Below are 17,197 nucleotides of genomic sequence, written 5' to 3'. Positions count from 1 at the left end.
CCGCGCCCCGCGCCCCGCGCCCCGCGCCCCGCGCCCCGCGCCCCGCGCCCCGCGCCCCGCGCCCCGCGCCCCGCGCCCAAGATCCTCACAACTTCACCGATACTGCTGTATCCGCAACGCGGGAAGCAGCAACATCGCTGAAGTTGCTGCTCCGAACGCGACCTCCCGACCCACACCCACGCGCCTCCGCGCCTCCGCGCCTCCGGCATGATCGCGTCGATCTTGCACTTTCGGTTGTCGAAAGGCGCGCTACGTCCCGATATGCCACCGCAGAAAGTGCAAGATCGGCGCGCAGGGGTGGCTCGCGAGGCCGGGGCCGGACCGAAGCCGGACCGGGGCAGGGCACGGCCAAGGCAGGGCCGAGGGCGAGGCCAAGGCGGGGACGAGGGCGGGGACGAGGGCAGGGCCGGGCAGGGCGGCGGGAACGGGCCGGGGCGGGAGTGCCTTCAGGGGCCAAGGGCCGGGAGGGCCAAGGCCGGGAGGGCCAAGGCCGGGAGGGCCAAGGGCCGGGAGGGCCAGGGGCCGCGGGCACGGGCGGCCGAGGGGCTGGGAGGGGTGAGGATGCGGAAACGCCCGTCGGCGTGGGCCGACGGGCGTTGGGTGGAGAAGCTCCCCCGATTGGACTCGAACCAATAACCTGCCGGTTAACAGCCGGCTGCTCTGCCAATTGAGCTACAGGGGATCGTGCACCGCCTGGTAACCGGATCTCGCCGGCACCGTGCGACGGGGACAAGAGTACAGGACATCCCGGGGTGGTGGTCCAGTGGGTTCCCCACGCAGCCCACCCGCAGCACACCCCGAATCCACCCGCAGCCCACCATGATCCAGATTCGCAGGTCAGGGCTGGGAGCGCGTTCACAATCAGGGCAAATCGCCATCCGGGCACAAGCATGCTTGAGCGGAGAGCAGGATGGGTAGTTAGCTGCGGACAGAGGACGCAGGCGCGAATTGGTCGCGTCCGGCGGGGAGACCCGACGGGGCGACGGCGCGTCAGGTACGGAAGGAGCCGCCATGCGCGGAAAGATCATGTTTCTTGGCGGGCTGGCTGCGGGATTCGTCCTGGGCGCCCGTGCCGGCCGGGAGAAGTACGAAGAGCTCGTGGTCCGGGGCCGCAAGGTGCTCGACCACCCGACCGTCCAGGAGGCGGCCGGGGTCGCGCAGGCCCAGGCCAACCGGCTCTACAGCGAGGGCAAGGACAAGCTCGGCCAGACCAAGCTGGGCGAGAAGCTGGGCAACGGCAGCACCGGCAAGCAGGAGCTGACCGCCGCCGACGACGCGTTCGCCGGCACGCCCGCCACCGTGGGCGCCAAGGCGGGCAGCAGCCCGGTCGGCACGACCTCCGGGTCGCCGTCGGCCACCACCCCCCGCACCAAGCCGTCCGGCTCGGGCACCAACGCAAGCACGCTCTGACCCACCCGCACGTCGACGGGCCGGCCGCCGCGAGGCGACCGGCCCGTGGTCTGTCCAAACCGCGCTCCGGCCAACCGAGCAACCGGCAAACCGGGCAGCCCGGCCACCGGCCAACCGAGCAACCGGCCAACCGGGCAGCCCGGCAACCGGCCGACCAGCCAACCGAACCAGGCCAACCGAACCCGGGCCAACCGAACCCGGGCAACCGAACCCGGCCCGGCCCGGTGGTTGTCGGGCCGGGCGGTGGCTCGTCAGTCCTTGCTGCTGAACGCGGCGTCGAAGGCGGCGCTCGGCGCGTCGAAGGCGAGCCGGCGGACGAACTGCAGCGCCTCGGGGGCACCGACCAGGCGGTCCATGCCGGCGTCCTCCCACTCGACCGAGATCGGGCCGTCGTAGCCGATCGCGTTCAACGCCCGGAAGCAGTCCTCCCAGGGCACGTCGCCGTGGCCGGTGGAGACGAAGTCCCAGCCGCGGCGCAGGTCGGCCCAGGGCAGGTGCGAGGCGAGCCGGCCGCGACGGCCGTCGCCGGTACGCACCTTCGCGTCCTTGCAGTCGACGTGGTAGATGCGGTCGGCGAAGTCGAAGATGAAGTTCACCGGGTCCAGCTCCTGCCAGACGAAGTGCGACGGGTCCCAGTTGAGCCCGAACGCGGGCCGGTTGCCGATCGCCTCGAGCGTCCGCTTCGTCGTCCAGTAGTCGTACGCGATCTCGCTGGGGTGCACCTCGTGCGCGAACCGCACGCCGACCTCGTCGAAGACGTCGAGGATCGGGTTCCACCGGTCGGCGAAGTCCTGGTAGCCGCGCTCGATCATCGCCGGCGGCACCGGCGGGAACATGGCGAGGGTGTGCCAGATGGACGAGCCGGTGAAGCCGACGACGGTGTTCACACCGAGCTTCGCCGCCGCCCGCGCGGTGTCCTTGATTTCCTCGGCGGCCCGCTGGCGTACGCCCTCGGGCTCCCCGTCACCCCAGATGCGGCCGGGCAGGATGTCCTGGTGCCGCTCGTCGATCGGGTGGTCGCAGACGGCCTGACCGACCAGGTGGTTGGAGATCGTGAAGACCTGGAGGTTGTGCTTGGCCAGGGTCTCCTTCTTGCGCTCGATGTACGAGTCGTCGGCGAGCGCCTTGTCGACCTCGAAGTGGTCGCCCCAGCAGGCGATCTCCAGACCGTCGTAGCCCCACTCGGAGGCGAGCCGGCAGACCTCTTCGAACGGCAGGTCGGCCCACTGGCCGGTGAAGAGCGTGATGGGTCGCGCCATTGTCCTTCTCCCCTGATGTGATGGGGATTCCGTTGTGCGGACCGGGGCGAGGGTGACCGGTCAGACCGGTACGTGGCATCGGGGCGGAACGCCGGTGGGTGCCGAGCGCACCTGAACCCGGCGGGTTGCGCCTCCCACCGGGTCACCGGCAACCGTCACGGTCGCCGCCCCCACCCTATTTCCGCCGGGCCCATCGCGAAAGCCCCCGACCGTCAGCCGACCGCATACGAAAGCCCTGGCTCGTCACCCGAGCACTTCGTCGGGGGCCGGCAGGACCGCCCGGACGGTGAAGCCGCCGCCCGGGTTCGGGCCGGCGCTCAGGGTGCCGCCGACGCGCTCGACCCGGCGGCGTACCGCAAGGAGGCCGCCACCGGCCCCCGCCGGGCTCCGCACCGCTGCCGCGCCGTCGTCGCGTACCTCGATGGTGATGCCCTCGTCGTCGTAGCGCAGGCGGACCGCGACGGCCGCGCCCGGCGCGTGCCGGCATGCGTTGGTCAGGGCCTCTTCGATGACCCGGTACGCGGCCACGTCCACCGCCTCGGGTAGCGGCCGGGGTGCCCCGGCCAGGCTCCACCGCACGGGCTGGCCGGCGGCGAAGCCCTCCACCAGGGCGTCGAGGCGGTTCAGGCTGGGGGCCGGCCCGGTCAGCGGGTCGGGCTCGTCGACCTGACGCAGCGCGTCGTGCAGCCGGTGGCCCTGCGCCTGGACCATCCGGAGCCACCGCGCGTAACGCCCCATGCCGGTCAAGGTACGGCAGCCGGCTGAGGGTCGGTCCGCGGCATCGGTCCGACGCGCGGGACGCCGTCGGCGCGGCGGCGGTGAGGTACCGCCGCGCCGGCGGCGTCATCGGGTGGTACGCCGGGGCCGCCGGTCACGTCCGACGGCCCCAGCGGGCTCGGTGGGTCAGGGCAGGGTCCACTTCTGGTTGGCCGCGCCGTTGCAGGTCCAGAGGTGGACGACGGTGCTGTCGGCGGAGTTGTTGCCGGACACGTCGAGGCACTTGTTCGAGGACGTGTTGCGCAGGCTGCCGTCGGATTGAGCCGCCCAGTTCTGCGCGCCGGTGCCGTTGCAGGTCCAGAGCTGGATCTTGGTGCCGTCGGCGGTGCCGCCGCCGGAGACGTCGAGGCACTTGCCGAGCGCCTTGATGGTCGAGTTCGGCGTCACGGTCCAGGTCTGCGCCGTACTGCCGTTGCAGGTGTAGATCTGGATCTGGGTGCCGTCGGCGGTGGCGCTGTTGCGGACGTCCAGACACTTGCCGGCGAGCCCCTTGACCGGCCCGACGCCGGAACCGCCGCCGGTGCCCTTGACGAGGGTGAAGTCGTCCACGTCGAAGAGCCCGGTGCCGCTGCCGTTGAACGTGAGGTACAGGTTCTGCGTGCCGGAGGGGACGTTCGACAGCGTCGTGGTGACGTTGGCGTACGTGCTCCAGCTACCGGTGTTCGGCACCGTGACCGTGCCCAGCAGCGGCCCGGTGGCCGAGCCGGTACGGACTCCGATGGTGCCGCCCGTGCCGCCCGAGACGACCCGGGAGGTGAACGAGGTGACGCCGGTCAGGTCCACGCCGTTGTACGCGGCCCAGTCGCCCGGTTCGATGTAGCCGAGCGTCTGCCCGCCGTTGGCGCCGGCCTTGGTGAACGCGCTGACGCCGTTGGCCGAGCTGAACGCCTCGGCCTGGACCGTGGTGTTGCCGGTCGGCGGGTTGCTGCCGCCCAGCTCCTTGATCCGGATGTTGCGGAAGTAGGCGTCGTCGCCCGTACCGTGGTTCTGGATGCCGATGTGGCCGGCCAGCGAGCGTACCGGATCGGTGTTGGTGAAGTCGTTGATCTTCACCCCGTTGAGGAAGATCTGTAGGCGCTCACCCTCGACCAGCAGCTCGTACGTGTTCCACTCCCCCGGCGCGTTGAGCGCCGCGTCGCGGGCCGCGAGGTCTGCGGACTTGAAGGTGTAGACCGAGCCGGTGGTCCGGTCCGCCGCGTCGGTGGCGTCGATCTGGATCTCGTAGCCGTTGTCCACGGCCGACCACGGGTCGCTCGACGGCGGGAAGCCGATGAAGATGCCCGAGTTGTCGTCGCCGGCCAGCTTCCAGTCCAGCTTCAGCGAGTAGTTGGTGAACTGCTTCGCGCTGTACCAGTAGAGGCCCATGCCGCCGACCGAGGTGAGGGTGGCGTCGGAGTTGGTGAAGTTGCCCGGGCCGGCCTGCGACCAGCCGGTGGTGGAGCCGTTGTAGAGCGGCGTGTAGCCGGTCTCGGGTCGGCAGTCGGCCTTGCTCCGGCCGGCCGCGTACCGGATGCCGCCGAGCAGGTGGTTGCGGAAGGCCGGCTCGGCGTACGACGCCTGGGTGTGCCCGCTGCCGGTGTAGAAGGAGCGGCCGCCGCTGTAGCTCTTGCACCAGGAGTGCGGGTGGTCCGTGCCCATCCCGCCGCCGGAGTACGACGATTCGTCGAGCGTGGCGAGAACGTGCGCGGTGGACCGGGCGTTGGTGCGGTAGTTGTACCACTCGTCGGTGCGGGTCCAGGTCTGCGGCAGGTGCCCGGTGGCAGCGTGCCCCCGGTCCTCCACCTTGATGTTGGCCTGCTGGATGGCCGGGTGCGAGGCGAACCACGCGCCGACCAGGTTGCCGTAGAACGGCCAGTCGTACTCGGTGTCGGCGGCGGCGTGCACGCCCACGTACCCGCGGCCCGAGCCGATGTACGACTCGAAGGCGGTCTGCTGGGTGGCGTTGAGCACGTCGCCGGTGGTGTTGAGGAAGACGACCGCCTCGTACTGGGCGAGGTTGCTGGTGGTGAACGCGGCGGCGTCCTCGGTGGCGGTGACGGTGAAGTTGTTGGCCGCGCCCAGGTCACGGATGGTCTGGATGCCGACCGGGATCGCGTCGTGCCGGAAGCCGGCGGTCTTGGAGAAGACCAGCACGTCGTACGGGGCGTCGGCGGCGCTGGCCGGGGTGGCCGGGGTGGTGCAGGCGATGACGGCGAGGACGGCGGTGCCCACACCGACAACGGATCGCAGGAGTCTGCGCATGTCGCTCTCCTTCGGGACGGTGGGGAGGGGCTCCCGGGACGGTGGGAGCCCCTCCGCTCAGGTCAGGGCAGGGTCCACTTTTGGTTCGCGGCGGCGGTGCAGGTCCAGAGGTTCACCACGGTGCTGTCCGCGGAGCTGCTGCCGGAGACGCTCAGGCACTTGCCGGACGCCACGTTGCGTAGCGTGCCGTCGGCCTGCGCGGACCAGTTCTGCGCCCCGGTGCCGTTGCAGGTGTAGAGCTGGATCTTGGTGCCGTCGGCGGTGCCAGCGCCGGAGACGTCCAGACACTTGCCCAACGACTTGACGGTGGAGTTGGGCGTGACCGCCCAGGTCTGGGCCGCGCTGGCGTTGCAGGTGTAGATCTGGATCTGCGTGCCGTCGGCGGTGGCGGCGTTGCGCACGTCCAGGCACTTGCCGCCCAGGCCCGTGATCGGACCGGTCCCGCCGGTCGGGGCCGAGCCGGTGACGAAGGTGAACGCGTCCAGGTCGTAGAGCGCGCCGGTGCCCGTACCCGCGAAGGTCAGGTAGAGCGTGGTGGTGCCGGTCGGCGGGTTGGCGATCGCCCCCGTGACGGTGGTGAACGTCTCCCAGCCGCCGGTCACCGGGACGGTCGCGGAGCCGAGCACCGTGCCGGTGGCCGAGCCGGCCCGCACCTGGAGGGTGCCGCCGCTGCCCGCCGAGGAGACCCGGGCGGTGAACGAGGTGACGTTGCCGAGCCGGTACGGCTGGAACGCGATCCAGTCCCCGTTGTTGATGTCGCCGACGGTCTTACCGCCCTCGGCCGGGGTCTTGCTGAACACGTTGACACCGGAGGAGCTGCCGAAGAACTCGGCCTGGCGGTGCCGCGGCGGCAGGGTGTGCTGGGTGTGCGTGGTCAGACCACCGGCGTCGGTGTACTCGGCGTCGAAGATGGCGAAGATGTTCGCCGCGTCGTCGTGCTCGCCGTCGACGGGGATGGTGATCGAGCCGGAGCAGCCGTTCTTCGAGGTGATCTGGTGCCCGTGCTGGTCGTGCCCGAGCACGTAGGTCATCTTGACCTTGGTGCAGTCGATCGTGCCGTCCTCCGGGTCGGTCACCGTGATGCTGTACGGCACGGTGTCACCGAAGCTGAACAGCTGCCCGTTGCCGGGGTTGTTGATGGTCACCGTGGGCGCGGTGTTGCCGACGTTGATCTGCACGCTGGCGCTGCCGGTGGCCCCCTGCGGGTCCCGTACGGTCAGCGTCGCCGTGTACGTGCCGTTGGTGCTGTAGGTCTTCGTCGGGTTCGCCGCCGTGGAGGTGGTGCCGTCGCCGAAGTTCCACGAGTAGGTGAGCGTCCCGCCCTCGGGGTCGGACGAGCCGGCCGAGGAGAACGTCACGGCCAGCGGGGCCGCGCCGGACGTCTTGTTGGCGCTCGCCGAGGCGCTGGGCGCCCGGTTGCCGCCGCCGACGTAGTCGAAGCGGTAGAGCGCCGAGTTGGCGTCACCGTTGAAGTAGCCGGTGCCGTAGTCGAGCACGTAGTACGAGCCGTCCGGGCCGAAGGCCGAGTCCATCACCTGCTTGCCGACCCACGGGAACGTGTCGATGGTGCCCCGGGAGCCGTCCGAGTTGACGTGGATGGGCTTGATCCAGCCCCGGCCGAACTCGGTGGCGAAGAACTGCCCGTCGAACGACTGCGGGAACTTCGTGGTGGAGGTCGACGAGGCGTTGTACCGGTAGACCGGGCCACCCATCGGCGACTCGGAGCCGCCGCCGAACTCGGTCGGCGTGCCGGCGTCACCGGCGTACCGGATCCAGGCCGGCTGGGCCGGCGGCAGGGTGGTCAGGCCGGTGTTGCGGAACGAGTTGTTGGTCGGTCCGCCGGTGCAGTTGTACTTCGCACCGCTGGCGTTGGTGGCGAAGTCCCACTCGTTGTACGTCTCGGTGCTGGTGTTGGTGCCGGTGCAGTACGGCCAGCCGTAGTTGCCCGGTGCCGCGACCCGGTTGAACTCCACCTGGCCGGACGGGCCACGGGTGGAGGAGGTGGAGCCGGCGTCCGGCCCGTAGTCGCCGACGTAGACGACCCCGGTGCCCTTGTCCACGCTGATCCGGAACGGGTTGCGGAACCCCATCGCGTAGATCTCCGGCCGCGTCTTGGCGGTGCCGGGCGCGAACAGGTTGCCCGAGGGGATGGAGTACGTCCCGTTGGTGTTCACCTTGATCCGCAGGATCTTGCCCCGCAGGTCGTTGGTGTTGCCGGCGCTGCGCTGCGCGTCGTACGCCGGGTTGCGGTTGGTCCGCTCGTCCAGCGGCGAGTAGCCGGCGGACTCGAAGGGGTTGGTGTCGTCGCCGGTGGACAGGTAGAGGTTGCCGGCGGCGTCGAAGTCGATGTCCCCACCGACGTGGCAGCACAGGCCGCGGTCGGCGGGTACGTCGAGGACGTCGACCTTGCTGGACTGGTTCAGCGTGAAGTCGCTGTTGAGGGTGAACCGGGAGAGGCGGTTCACTCCCTGCCAGGCCGAGAAGTCGGTGCCGGTCGCGGGGGCGTCGCCGGCGGGGGTGGACAGCGGCGGCGCGTAGTAGAGGAAGATCTGCCGGTTGCTGGCGAAGTTCGGGTCGACCCCGACGCCCTGCAACCCCTCCTCGTCGTGGTTGTAGACCGACAGGGTGCCGATGACCGAGGTGGTGCCGTTCGCGTCGGTGCGGCGCAGGGTGCCGTTGCGGGCGGTGTGCAGGACCGAGCGGTCCGGCAGGACGGCCAGCGACATCGGCTCGCCCATGTCGGTTACGCCCCGGGCGAGTTCGACCTGCTGGAAGTCGCTGGCGTTGATGGTGTGCGCCTGGGCCGGTGTCGCGCTGGCCGTGAGGGTGACCGTGCCGGCCGCGGCCACGAGGAGCAGGGCCGATCCGGCGGAGAACCATCGTCGGGACCGTTGGGTGGGTCTGTCCTTCATGGACATATGTGCTGTCCCTTCCTGACGAAGAGGCCAGGGCGGGGCGCGCGCCGTCGCGCCGGATGCCGTAGCGGGTGGTGGGGTCGATGGGTTACCGCGCCGCCGGTTCACCTCGACGAAACATTGCTGTGTTGGCCCCGACACTAAGTCGCAAGTGTCGATGTGTCCATACCTTCCGGTGGTACGGCATGAACTTTCGTCGATTTGGTCGAAAGTCGGCCGGTCAGGCGCGTCGGTCGATGGCCTGTCCGGCCAACGCGACCAGGGCCGCCCGGGCCTCCTCGTTCACCGCCGCGCTCCGCAACGCGGTCAGCGCGGCCTCGGTGCGGACCCGGATCATCTGCTCGATCCGGTCCCGCGCGCCGGTGGCCTCGATGATCTCGCGCAGTTCCGCCGCGCCGTCGGTGTCGAGCGACGGGTTGCCGAACAGTTCCTTCAGCCGCGCGGTCTGCGACCGGTCCGCAGAGCTGCGGGCCAGCGCCATCATCACCGTGGGCTTGCCCTCGCGCAGGTCGTCCAGGATCGACTTGCCGGTGACCGCCGGATCACCGAAGACGCCCAACACGTCGTCGCGGAGCTGGAACGCGTCCCCCAACGGGTCGCCGAACTCGCCGAGAGCGGCGATCAGCTCCGGTCCCGCACCGGCGAGCGCCGCGCCGATCTGCAACGGCCGGGTGACCGTGTACCGGGCCGCCTTCATCCTTATCACGGTGAGCGCGCTGGCGACCGAGCCGTCGCCCACCCCGGACACCAGGTCCAGGTACTCCCCCGCGATCACCTCGGTGCGCATCAGCGCGAACACCGCGTACCCCCGGTGCACCTGCTCGGTACCGAGCCCACACTCGTGGAACATCTGATCCGACCAGGCCGCGCAGAGGTCACCGCAGAGCAGGGCGGTGTTACGCCCGTACGCCTCCGGGTCGCCGCGCCACGACGACCGGGCGTGCAGGTCGGCGAAGAGCCGGTGCACCGACGGCTCACCCCGGCGGCGGTCGCTGCCGTCCAGGATGTCGTCGTGGATCAGCGCGAACGCGTGGAACAGTTCCAACGCCGCCGCGGCCACCACGATCGGGGTGGCGTCGGCCGCCCCGGCGCCGCGCCAGCCCCAGTAGCAGAACAGTGGGCGCAGCCGCTTCCCGCCGGCCAGCACGAACCGTTGCAGCGCGGTGAACACCCCCCGGGGCGCGCCGTCGGGCCAGTCCGGCCCCTGCCGGTCGAGGAAGGCGGCCAGCTCCGCGTCGAAGCGCGCCCGCAGACCGCTGGTGTCGGTGGGCGCGACGGTGACGGTCACGTCCGATCTCCCGGACCCTGCGCACCACCGGCGCTTAAACCGGCCAGCTCCAGCAACAAGCCCTTGACCTCGGTGGCCGCGATCCGGTCCCGGGCCGCGGACGCGTCGGAGCAGAGCAGCACCGGGGCGTCCGCCGGGTCGGTGGGCAGCCGCCCGTGCGAACCGCGGACCGCCCGGGCACCGGCGTCCAGGCCGACGGCGCTCATCAGGTAGCGCATGCCGAGCTTCTTGCGGGCCAGCGCCACGCCGGCACGAGCCTTGGCGGCACCGGGATTGGCCGGGTCGAAGAACAGCTCGGCGGGGTCGTACCCGGGCTTGCGGTGGATCTCGACCAGCCGGGCGAAGTCGGGCGCGTTGGCGTCGTCGAGCCAGTAGTAGTAGGTGAACCAGGAGTCCGGCTCGGCCACCAGCACCAGTTCGCCGGCGCGCGGATGGTCCAGCCCGTGCGCGGCCTTGCCGTCGGCGTCGAGCACCTCGGCCACGCCGGGGAGTCCGGCGCAGAGCTTCGCCACCGCCGGCACGTCGGCCGGGTCCTTGACGTAGACGTGCGCGATCTGGTGGTCGGCGACGGCGAACGCCTTCGACGTCCAGGGGTCGAGGTACTCCATGCCGGCCTGGGTGTGCACCCGCAGCAACCCCTCGCTGCGCAGCAGCCGGTTGACGTCGACCGGCCGGGACACGTCGGTGATGCCGTACTCCGACAGCACCACCACCGTGGCGTCCCGGGCGCGGGCGGCGTCCAGCAGCGGCCCGAGGACGGCGTCCAGCTCGGCCGCCGCCGTGGCGGCCTGCGGCGACGAGGGGCCGTACCGTTGCAGGTCGTAGTCCAGGTGGGGCACGTAGACCAGGGTCAGGTCGGGTGACACGTCGGCCAGGATCTGCTCGGCCGCCTGGCAGATCCACTTCGACGACGGCAGCGCGGCGGTCGGCCCCCAGTAGGTGAACAGCGGGAAGGTGCCGAGCCGGCCGGTCAGCGCGTCGTGCAGCTCCGGCGGGTCGGTGTAGCAGTCCGGCTCCTTGCGGCCGTCGGCGTAGTACACCGGGCGGGGCGTGACGGTCCAGTTGACGTCGGCGCCCATGGCGTACCACCAGCACACGTTGGCGACGGTGTAGCCCGGCTCGGCCCGGCGGGCCGCGTGCCAGAGCTTGTCCCCACCGACCAGGGCGTTGTGCTGCCGCCACAGCAGCACCTCGCCCAGCTCCCGGAAGTACCACCCGTTGCCGACGATGCCGTGCCCGCTGGGCTGCTCGCCGGTGAGGAACGTGGACTGCACCGAACAGGTCACCGCCGGCAGCACCGTGCCCAGCTCGGCCCGGAAGCCGCCGTCGGCGACGCCGCGCAGTCGGGGCATGTGCTTCAGCAGTCGCGGGGTCAACCCCACCACGTCGAGGACCACCAGTCGCCGGCTCATCGCGTCACCTCCATGCTCACGGTTCGGTCTGCGGTCAGCCCGAGGCCGACCAGTTCGTCGCGGGCGAACGCCAACTCGGCGGCGATGCCGGCGGCCAGCTCCGCGTCGGTGCCGGGCCGCCGTGCGGCCGGCAGGACACCCCAGGTGTACGTCTCGACGTCGAGGTGGTCGCAGCCGGCGACCGGCCCCTCGAAGAGCGCTCTCAGGGCCGCACGGAGAACCGGCAGGGTAGAGCCGAGCGGCTCCTCGGGCGGGGCGTGCAGGGGCACGTGGTAGTGCACCCGCCACGGGCCGGGAAGCTCCCGGTCCAGGGCCTCGTCGAGATCGTCGGCGGCGTACGCCTCGTCGGCCGGGTCGGCCACGCCCGCGCAGCCGGCGCTGCGGGTCTGGTGCAGGAAGCGCGGCTCCACCCAGCGGCGTAGCGCGTCGGCCCCACCGGCCGGGTCGGCCGCCTCGACGGCTGCGGAGACCTGCACCTTCACCACGGGCAGTCCGGCCGCCCGCAGCCGGTCCAGCGCCGCCGCCGGCTCCTCCCACGCGCAGGCCAGGTGCGCGAGGTCGAGGCAGACTCCCATCCGGTCGGTGTCCATGCCGGACAGCAGCGCGGCGGCCTGCCCGGTGCTCTCCACCACGCAACCGGGCTCCGGCTCGAACGCCACCCGCACCTCGCGGCCGGTGTCCCGCTGCACGTCGGCCAGGCCGGCCGCGAGCTGGTCGAGCCGCCGCCGGGCGGCGTCCGCCAGGTCGGTGTCCCACGGCTGACGCCAGGCCAACGGCAGGGTGGAGATCGAGCCCCGGGCCGCGTCGTCGGGCAGCAGGTCGGCGAGCACCCGGGCCAGATCCAGGGTGTACGTCAGTCGCTGCTCGGTCGTCCAGTCCGGGTGGTACACGTCCTGCTTGACGACGGGGGCCTGGAAGGCCGCGTACGGGAAGCCGTTGAGGGTGACCACCTCCAGACCGCGCGCGTCCAGTTCGGCCCGGAGCCGGCGGCGCAGCGCCGGGTCGGCGGCCAGTTCGGCGGCGACCGGGGCGGCCAGCCACAGGCCGAGCCCGAGCAGGTCGCTGCCGAGCGCCTGACGCACCGGCACGGCGTAGGTGTCCAGCTGGGCGAGGATGCCGGCCAGGTCCTCGGCGGGGTGCACGTTGGTGCAGTAGCCGAGGTGGACCGTCTCGCCGCCGGAATGTCGCAGCCGCATCAGCTACCACCGCGCAGGATCGAGTTGCCGGTCTGCGGGTCCACGGCGACGGGCGCCTCCACGTCGCCGAGGTCGAGCCGACCCGACTGCCCGTAGAACTCCACCGGGTTGCGCCACAGCACCTTGTCGACGTCGTCGTCGCTGAAGCCGGCCTGACGCATCGCCTCGCCGGTGGCCCGGGTCAGCAGCGGGTCGGAGCGTCCCCAGTCGGCGGCCGAGTTGACCAGCATCCGTTCGGTGCCGTACTCGCGCAGCAGCTCGACCATCCGCGACGGGGTCATCTTGGTGTCCGGGTAGATGGAGAAGCCCAGCCAGCAGCCGCTGTCCTTGACGAGCTTGACGGTCACCTCGTTGAGGTGGTCGACCACCACCCGACCCGCGTCGATGCCGGACTCGGCGACCACGGCGAGGGTGCGTTCGCAGCCCCGGGCCTTGTCCCGGTGCGGGGTGTGCACCAGCGCCGGCAGGTCGTACGCCACGGCGAGGGCGAGTTGCGCCGCGAACGCCTCGTCCTCCTCGGGGGTCATCGAGTCGTACCCGATCTCGCCGACCGCCACGACCGCGTCCTTGTCCAGGTAGCGGGGCAGCAGGTCGAGCACCGGGCGGCAGCGCGGGTCGTTGGCCTCCTTCGGGTTGAGCGCGATGGTGGCGAAGTGGCGCACCCCGAACTGCCCGGCCCGGAACGGCTCCCAGCCGATCAGCGAGTCGAAGTAGTCGACGAACGACGCGGCGCTGGTGCGCGGCTGCCCCAGCCAGAACGCCGGCTCGACCACCGCGAGGACGCCGGCGCCGGCCATCCGTTCGTAGTCGTCGGTGGTGCGCGAGGTCATGTGGATGTGCGGGTCGAAGATGCGCATGTCACGCCTCCCGGGGCAGTGCGGCGGTGAGCCGGTGGAGCAGGTCGGTGGCGTCGGCGGGCAGGTCCCGGCCGGCGGCGTGCCGTTCGGCGGCGAGCGCGGCGAGCATCGCGGCCAGCTCAACGTCCGCCCGGCTGTCCAGGTCGGCCACCGCGGCGAGCGGCACCCCGCTGAACACGCACTTGAGCACCGCCTGCCGCCAGGCGGCCGGGTCGAGGTGCCGGGCGTACGGGCCGAGCGCGGCGGCGACCAGCCGGGTGTCGTTGGTCCGGATCGCGTCGTGCAGCAGCGGAACCGCCTCGGGGCCGATCGGCAACAGCGGCAGGGCCCGCAGCACGGCACGCCGTTCGGCGGCGTCGCCATGCTGGTAGAGGCTGTCGGCGTACGCGGCGTGCTCGCCGGGCAGGCCGGTCAACAGCAGCACCCGGGCCGCGTCGTCGGCGGTCCAGCCGGGTGCGTCCGGCAGCGCGGCCCGACCACAGCGCCGGCCGGCGGCCGGAAAGAGCCGGGTGATCGCGGTGGGCTCGGCCGCGACCCGGCGCAGCGCCGTGTCCAGCCAGTCGGGATCGGGTACGCCCCGCAGCGCGGCCCGCAGTGAATCCGGTGTCATTCCGTCTCCTCCCTCGTGCTGCTGTGCTGCCGTGCGCCGCGGCGGGCACCCCGGGCTTCCCCTTTGCTCTGCTTCACTCCAGGAGACGGCCGGTGTCCGGATATCGGACGCCCGCTGTTGCCTCCGTTGAAGCAGAGCAAAGGGCGCCCGGGGAAACCTTGTCCTCGGTGCGCCGCGCGCCGGCCATCGCGGTGGCCGCGGCGGCACGCAGGAACTCGATCGACCGGGCGGCCACGGCGGGTGCGGCGTGCGAGTCGCGGGGTAGCTCCACCGCGACCAGGCCGCGGTAGCCGGCGGCGGCCAGGGCGGCCAGCACCGGCGGGAAGTCGATCTCGCCGGTGCCGAACTCCAGGTGCTCGTGCACGCCCCGGCGCATGTCGTCGATCTGCACGTTGACCAGGTGCTCGGCGACCTCGGCGACGCACTGCGGCACCGGCTGAGGCTCCAGGCACCGGCAGTGGCCGATGTCGAGGGTGATGCCGAGGCGGGCCGGGGCGCCGAGCGCCGCGTGCAGTCGACGCCAGTCGGCGATGTCCTGCACCAGCATTCCCGGTTCCGGTTCGAAGCCGAGGGTCACGCCCGCGCTGTCGGCGGCGTCGACCACGGTGGCGCAGCCGGACACGAGCCGGTCCCAGGCGCACTGCGGCGACACCGCCTCCGGGCGTACGCCGGCCCAGAACGAGACGGCCTCCGCGCCCAGGTCGGCGCCGATCCGCACGGCCCGGCGCAGGAACTCGATCCGCCGGGTGGGGTCGTCGTGCAGCAGCGTCGGGGCGTGCTTGTGCCACGGGTCCAACAGGTAGCGGGCCCCGGTCTCGATCACCACCCCGAGACCCAGCTCGGACAGCCGGCGGCCGACCGCGGCGATCCGGCGGGTGAGTCCGGGCGCGAAGGGGTCCAGATGATCGTGGTCCAGGGTGAGCGCCACCCCGTCGTAGCCCAGGTCGGCGATGACGGCGAGCGCGTCGTCGAGCCGGTGGTTGGCGAAGCCGTTCGTGCCGTACCCGAGGCGCAACGTCGTCGCGTCGTCCGGCGCGGATCGGGGCCGGGGCACCGTCATGTCGGGGAGACCTTCCGGGCCAGCCGGCGGCCCAGTGGCGCGGCCGCCGCGACGGCCAGCCCGAGCAGGCCGGCGCCGCCACGGGCGGTGAGCGCTCCCTGAAGGGCCGGCAGGCCGGTGATCCCCGCGCCCACCGCCGCGCGGACCTTCCCGGCCGACGGATCACGGACCACCTGCACCTGGGCCGCGCCGTAGCGGGCGGCGTACCACCCGGCCAGCACGGCGGGCAGCGCGGCGGCGATCCCAGCGCGCCGGGGTACGGCGACGGCGGCGCTCGCGGCGACGACGGCGGTGCCGGCCAGGGTACGCATCGGCAGGGCGGCGTCCGCGCCGCTGACCTCGCGACGGGACAGTGCGGTGACCGTCCAGGTGTGGGCCGCCACGGTGGCCGCCGAGGGCAGCGCCCGCGCCAGCCGGCCGCCGGATGCGCCCAGCAGCACGTCCAGCCCTCGGCAGGCGGCCATCACGGCGGGGCCGGCGGCGGTGTTCTTGGCCAGCAGGTCGTACCCCCAGATGCTGGCGGCCAGCGGCACCGCGAGCGCGGCGGCGCGGCGACCGCCCACGGCGGCGGCCAGGCCCACGCCGGCGGCGGTCAGGCCGGCGGCGAGACCCAGCGCGGCGGTCGGGGTGACCCGGCCGCTGGGGATCGGGCGCTCGGGGCGTTCGACGGCGTCGAGCCGCCGGTCGGACCAGTCGTTGGCGGCCATGCCGGCCCAGTAGAGCAGCACCGACGCGCCCGCCAGGGCGGGAGTACGCGGGCTCAGCGCGCCGGCCGCCGCCGCGCCGGCCACGACGTCCCCGGGGACCGAGAGCGCGGCCGGCGCGCGGACCAGCTCGGCCAGGTCAGCCAGCGTGGTCATGGCCACCGTCCGGGCCGGCGTGCAGTCGCTGGGCGAAGTCGGTCAGCCGGGCCCACTGCTCGACCAGCGAGTGGGTCGGCGTGCCGAGCGGGTCCTTGAAGAAGAAGCCCAGGTCGGCCAGCGGCCCGACGTGCCCGGCGGCGTGCGCGGCGGCGGTGAGGCGGGCCAGGTCGAGCACCAGCGGCGCGGCCAGCGCCGAGTCGCAGCCGTGCCAGGTGAACTCCATCCGCATGCCGGTGCCGAGGAAGCCGGCGAACGTGATCAGATCCCAGGCGGTCTTGAAGTCGCCCAGCTCCTCGACGTACTCGATGCGGGTGTTGCCCTGCGGCACGTAGCCGAGCGTCTCGCCGAGCACGCGTTGCTTGCTCTGCACCTTGGCCGCGTTGGCGGCCGGGTCGGCGAGGGTGGCGCCGTCGCCGCCGCCGAGCAGGTTCATCCCGGACCAGGAACGTACGGCGAGGTTGCGCATCGCGAACATCGGCGCGAGCACCGACTTGACCAGGGTCTCGCCGGTCTTGCCGTCGTGCCCGGCGTACGGCAGACGGCGCTCCTGCGCCAGCGCGGCCAGCGCCGGCAGCCGCAGGCCGGTGGACGGCGTGAAGTCGACGTAGGGGCAGCCGGCCAGCAGCGCCGCGTACGCGTAGAGGGAGCTGGGCGGCAGCACCTCGTCGGGGCCGTCGAGCGCGGCGCGCAACGCGGCCGGGTCGGCGTGCCCGGGGTGCGGTCGGGGCACGGCCTCGGTGGCGGAGACGTTGACCACGACCACGCGGTCCAGGTCGTGGCGCTCCCGGAAGCTGGTCAGGTCGCGGACCACGGCCGCGGCCCGGTCGGCCTGGGTGGCACCGACCGGCGCGGGGCGCAACTCCTGCTCGACCACGCCCAACTCGTCGCGGAGCGCGGCGACCAGCCGCCCGGGGATGACACCGGCGTCGGCGAGCGCCTCGGCGCGCTTGCACAGCGGGGTGGTGGCCACGTCGTGCCCGCCGAAGACCAGGTCCGCGAAGGACGGCAGGGCGGGACCGCGCAGGTCCGGCAGCTCGGTCACACAGCCGGTGGGCCCGGCCAGGCCGGCTCGCAGCGCGAGCCCCCCGACGATGCTGGTGGTCGCGACGGAACCGCGCGCCCCTACCAGCCAGACACCTGTTCGCATGGTGCTCCTTCCTCATTTTCCGAGGAACCGTCGGTACCGCTAAATATAGGAATATCAGAATATGTTTCGGAAAGATACGGCCCGGTTTCGGAAAAGTTTCGGGCCAGATGGATGGGCCCCGCCCGCCCGACCCGTACCGGTACGAAGCCGGCCCGGCGTCGG

General features: G+C 72.3%; 13 protein-coding genes and 1 tRNA gene. 1 reads left to right on the top strand and 13 read right to left on the bottom strand.

Features of this window, described 5'->3' with window-relative positions; translation table 11 throughout:
- Positions 1-609: 609 nt before the first annotated feature.
- Positions 610-682: transfer RNA gene (locus ACIA3K_RS25420), tRNA-Asn, on the bottom strand.
- Between the two features lie 329 nt (positions 683-1,011).
- On the opposite strand from ACIA3K_RS25420, the gene ACIA3K_RS25415 reads away from it, so the two are divergent.
- A complete protein-coding gene (locus ACIA3K_RS25415; RefSeq protein WP_355051320.1) occupies positions 1,012-1,410 on the top strand; it encodes a hypothetical protein in 399 nt (132 codons plus the stop codon).
- A gap of 251 nt (positions 1,411-1,661) precedes the next feature.
- Here the strand turns inward: ACIA3K_RS25415 and ACIA3K_RS25410 are convergent, their stop codons facing one another.
- The 12 genes from ACIA3K_RS25410 to ACIA3K_RS25355 all read right to left on the bottom strand — a co-directional run bounded on the left by ACIA3K_RS25410 (position 1,662) and on the right by ACIA3K_RS25355 (position 17,035).
- Positions 1,662-2,669, bottom strand: coding sequence for a sugar phosphate isomerase/epimerase family protein (locus ACIA3K_RS25410; protein WP_355051319.1), 1,008 nt, complete (start codon positions 2,667-2,669; stop codon positions 1,662-1,664).
- Positions 2,670-2,912: 243 nt separating this feature from the next.
- Positions 2,913-3,407 (bottom strand): sensor histidine kinase, encoded by a 495-nt coding sequence (locus ACIA3K_RS25405; RefSeq protein WP_396804191.1) that lies wholly within the window; start codon positions 3,405-3,407, stop codon positions 2,913-2,915.
- A gap of 165 nt (positions 3,408-3,572) precedes the next feature.
- Positions 3,573-5,687: a ThuA domain-containing protein gene (locus ACIA3K_RS25400; protein ID WP_396804190.1), complete on the bottom strand. Its 2,115-nt coding sequence runs from the start codon at positions 5,685-5,687 to the stop codon at positions 3,573-3,575.
- 62 nt (positions 5,688-5,749) lie between these two features.
- Positions 5,750-8,605 (bottom strand): PQQ-dependent sugar dehydrogenase, encoded by a 2,856-nt coding sequence (locus ACIA3K_RS25395; protein WP_396804189.1) that lies wholly within the window; start codon positions 8,603-8,605, stop codon positions 5,750-5,752.
- Between the two features lie 217 nt (positions 8,606-8,822).
- Complete coding sequence (locus ACIA3K_RS25390) at positions 8,823-9,890, bottom strand: polyprenyl synthetase family protein (RefSeq protein ID WP_396804188.1); 1,068 nt, start codon at positions 9,888-9,890, stop codon at positions 8,823-8,825.
- Entirely contained in the window at positions 9,887-11,302 is a 1,416-nt protein-coding gene (locus ACIA3K_RS25385) for an alkaline phosphatase family protein (RefSeq protein ID WP_396804187.1), read from the bottom strand. Before ACIA3K_RS25385 ends, ACIA3K_RS25390 begins: the two co-directional genes overlap by 4 nt.
- The gene (eboE, locus tag ACIA3K_RS25380; RefSeq protein WP_396804186.1) at positions 11,299-12,498 is read right to left on the bottom strand and encodes a metabolite traffic protein EboE; all 1,200 of its coding nucleotides are present in this window, start codon (positions 12,496-12,498) and stop codon (positions 11,299-11,301) included. Before eboE ends, ACIA3K_RS25385 begins: the two co-directional genes overlap by 4 nt.
- On the bottom strand, positions 12,498-13,355 hold the full coding sequence (locus ACIA3K_RS25375) for a TatD family hydrolase (protein ID WP_396804185.1): 858 nt from the start codon (positions 13,353-13,355) through the stop codon (positions 12,498-12,500). The genes eboE and ACIA3K_RS25375 overlap by 1 nt, the downstream gene beginning before the upstream one ends.
- A gap of 1 nt (position 13,356) precedes the next feature.
- A complete protein-coding gene (locus ACIA3K_RS25370) occupies positions 13,357-13,965 on the bottom strand; it encodes an EboA domain-containing protein (protein ID WP_396804184.1) in 609 nt (202 codons plus the stop codon).
- A 73-nt stretch (positions 13,966-14,038) separates the two neighbouring features.
- Positions 14,039-15,025, bottom strand: coding sequence for a sugar phosphate isomerase/epimerase family protein (locus ACIA3K_RS25365; protein ID WP_396804183.1), 987 nt, complete (start codon positions 15,023-15,025; stop codon positions 14,039-14,041).
- Entirely contained in the window at positions 15,022-15,885 is an 864-nt protein-coding gene (locus tag ACIA3K_RS25360; protein WP_396804182.1) for an SCO3242 family prenyltransferase, read from the bottom strand. Before ACIA3K_RS25360 ends, ACIA3K_RS25365 begins: the two co-directional genes overlap by 4 nt.
- The gene (locus ACIA3K_RS25355) at positions 15,869-17,035 is read right to left on the bottom strand and encodes an inositol-3-phosphate synthase (RefSeq protein WP_396804181.1); all 1,167 of its coding nucleotides are present in this window, start codon (positions 17,033-17,035) and stop codon (positions 15,869-15,871) included. Before ACIA3K_RS25355 ends, ACIA3K_RS25360 begins: the two co-directional genes overlap by 17 nt.
- Between the last annotated feature and the right edge of the window lie 162 nt (positions 17,036-17,197).

It is taken from the genome of Micromonospora sp. NPDC051543 (assembly GCF_044454415.1).
In the GTDB taxonomy this organism is placed as follows: domain Bacteria; phylum Actinomycetota; class Actinomycetes; order Mycobacteriales; family Micromonosporaceae; genus Micromonospora.
This window is presented reverse-complemented; position numbering and strand designations above follow the sequence as displayed.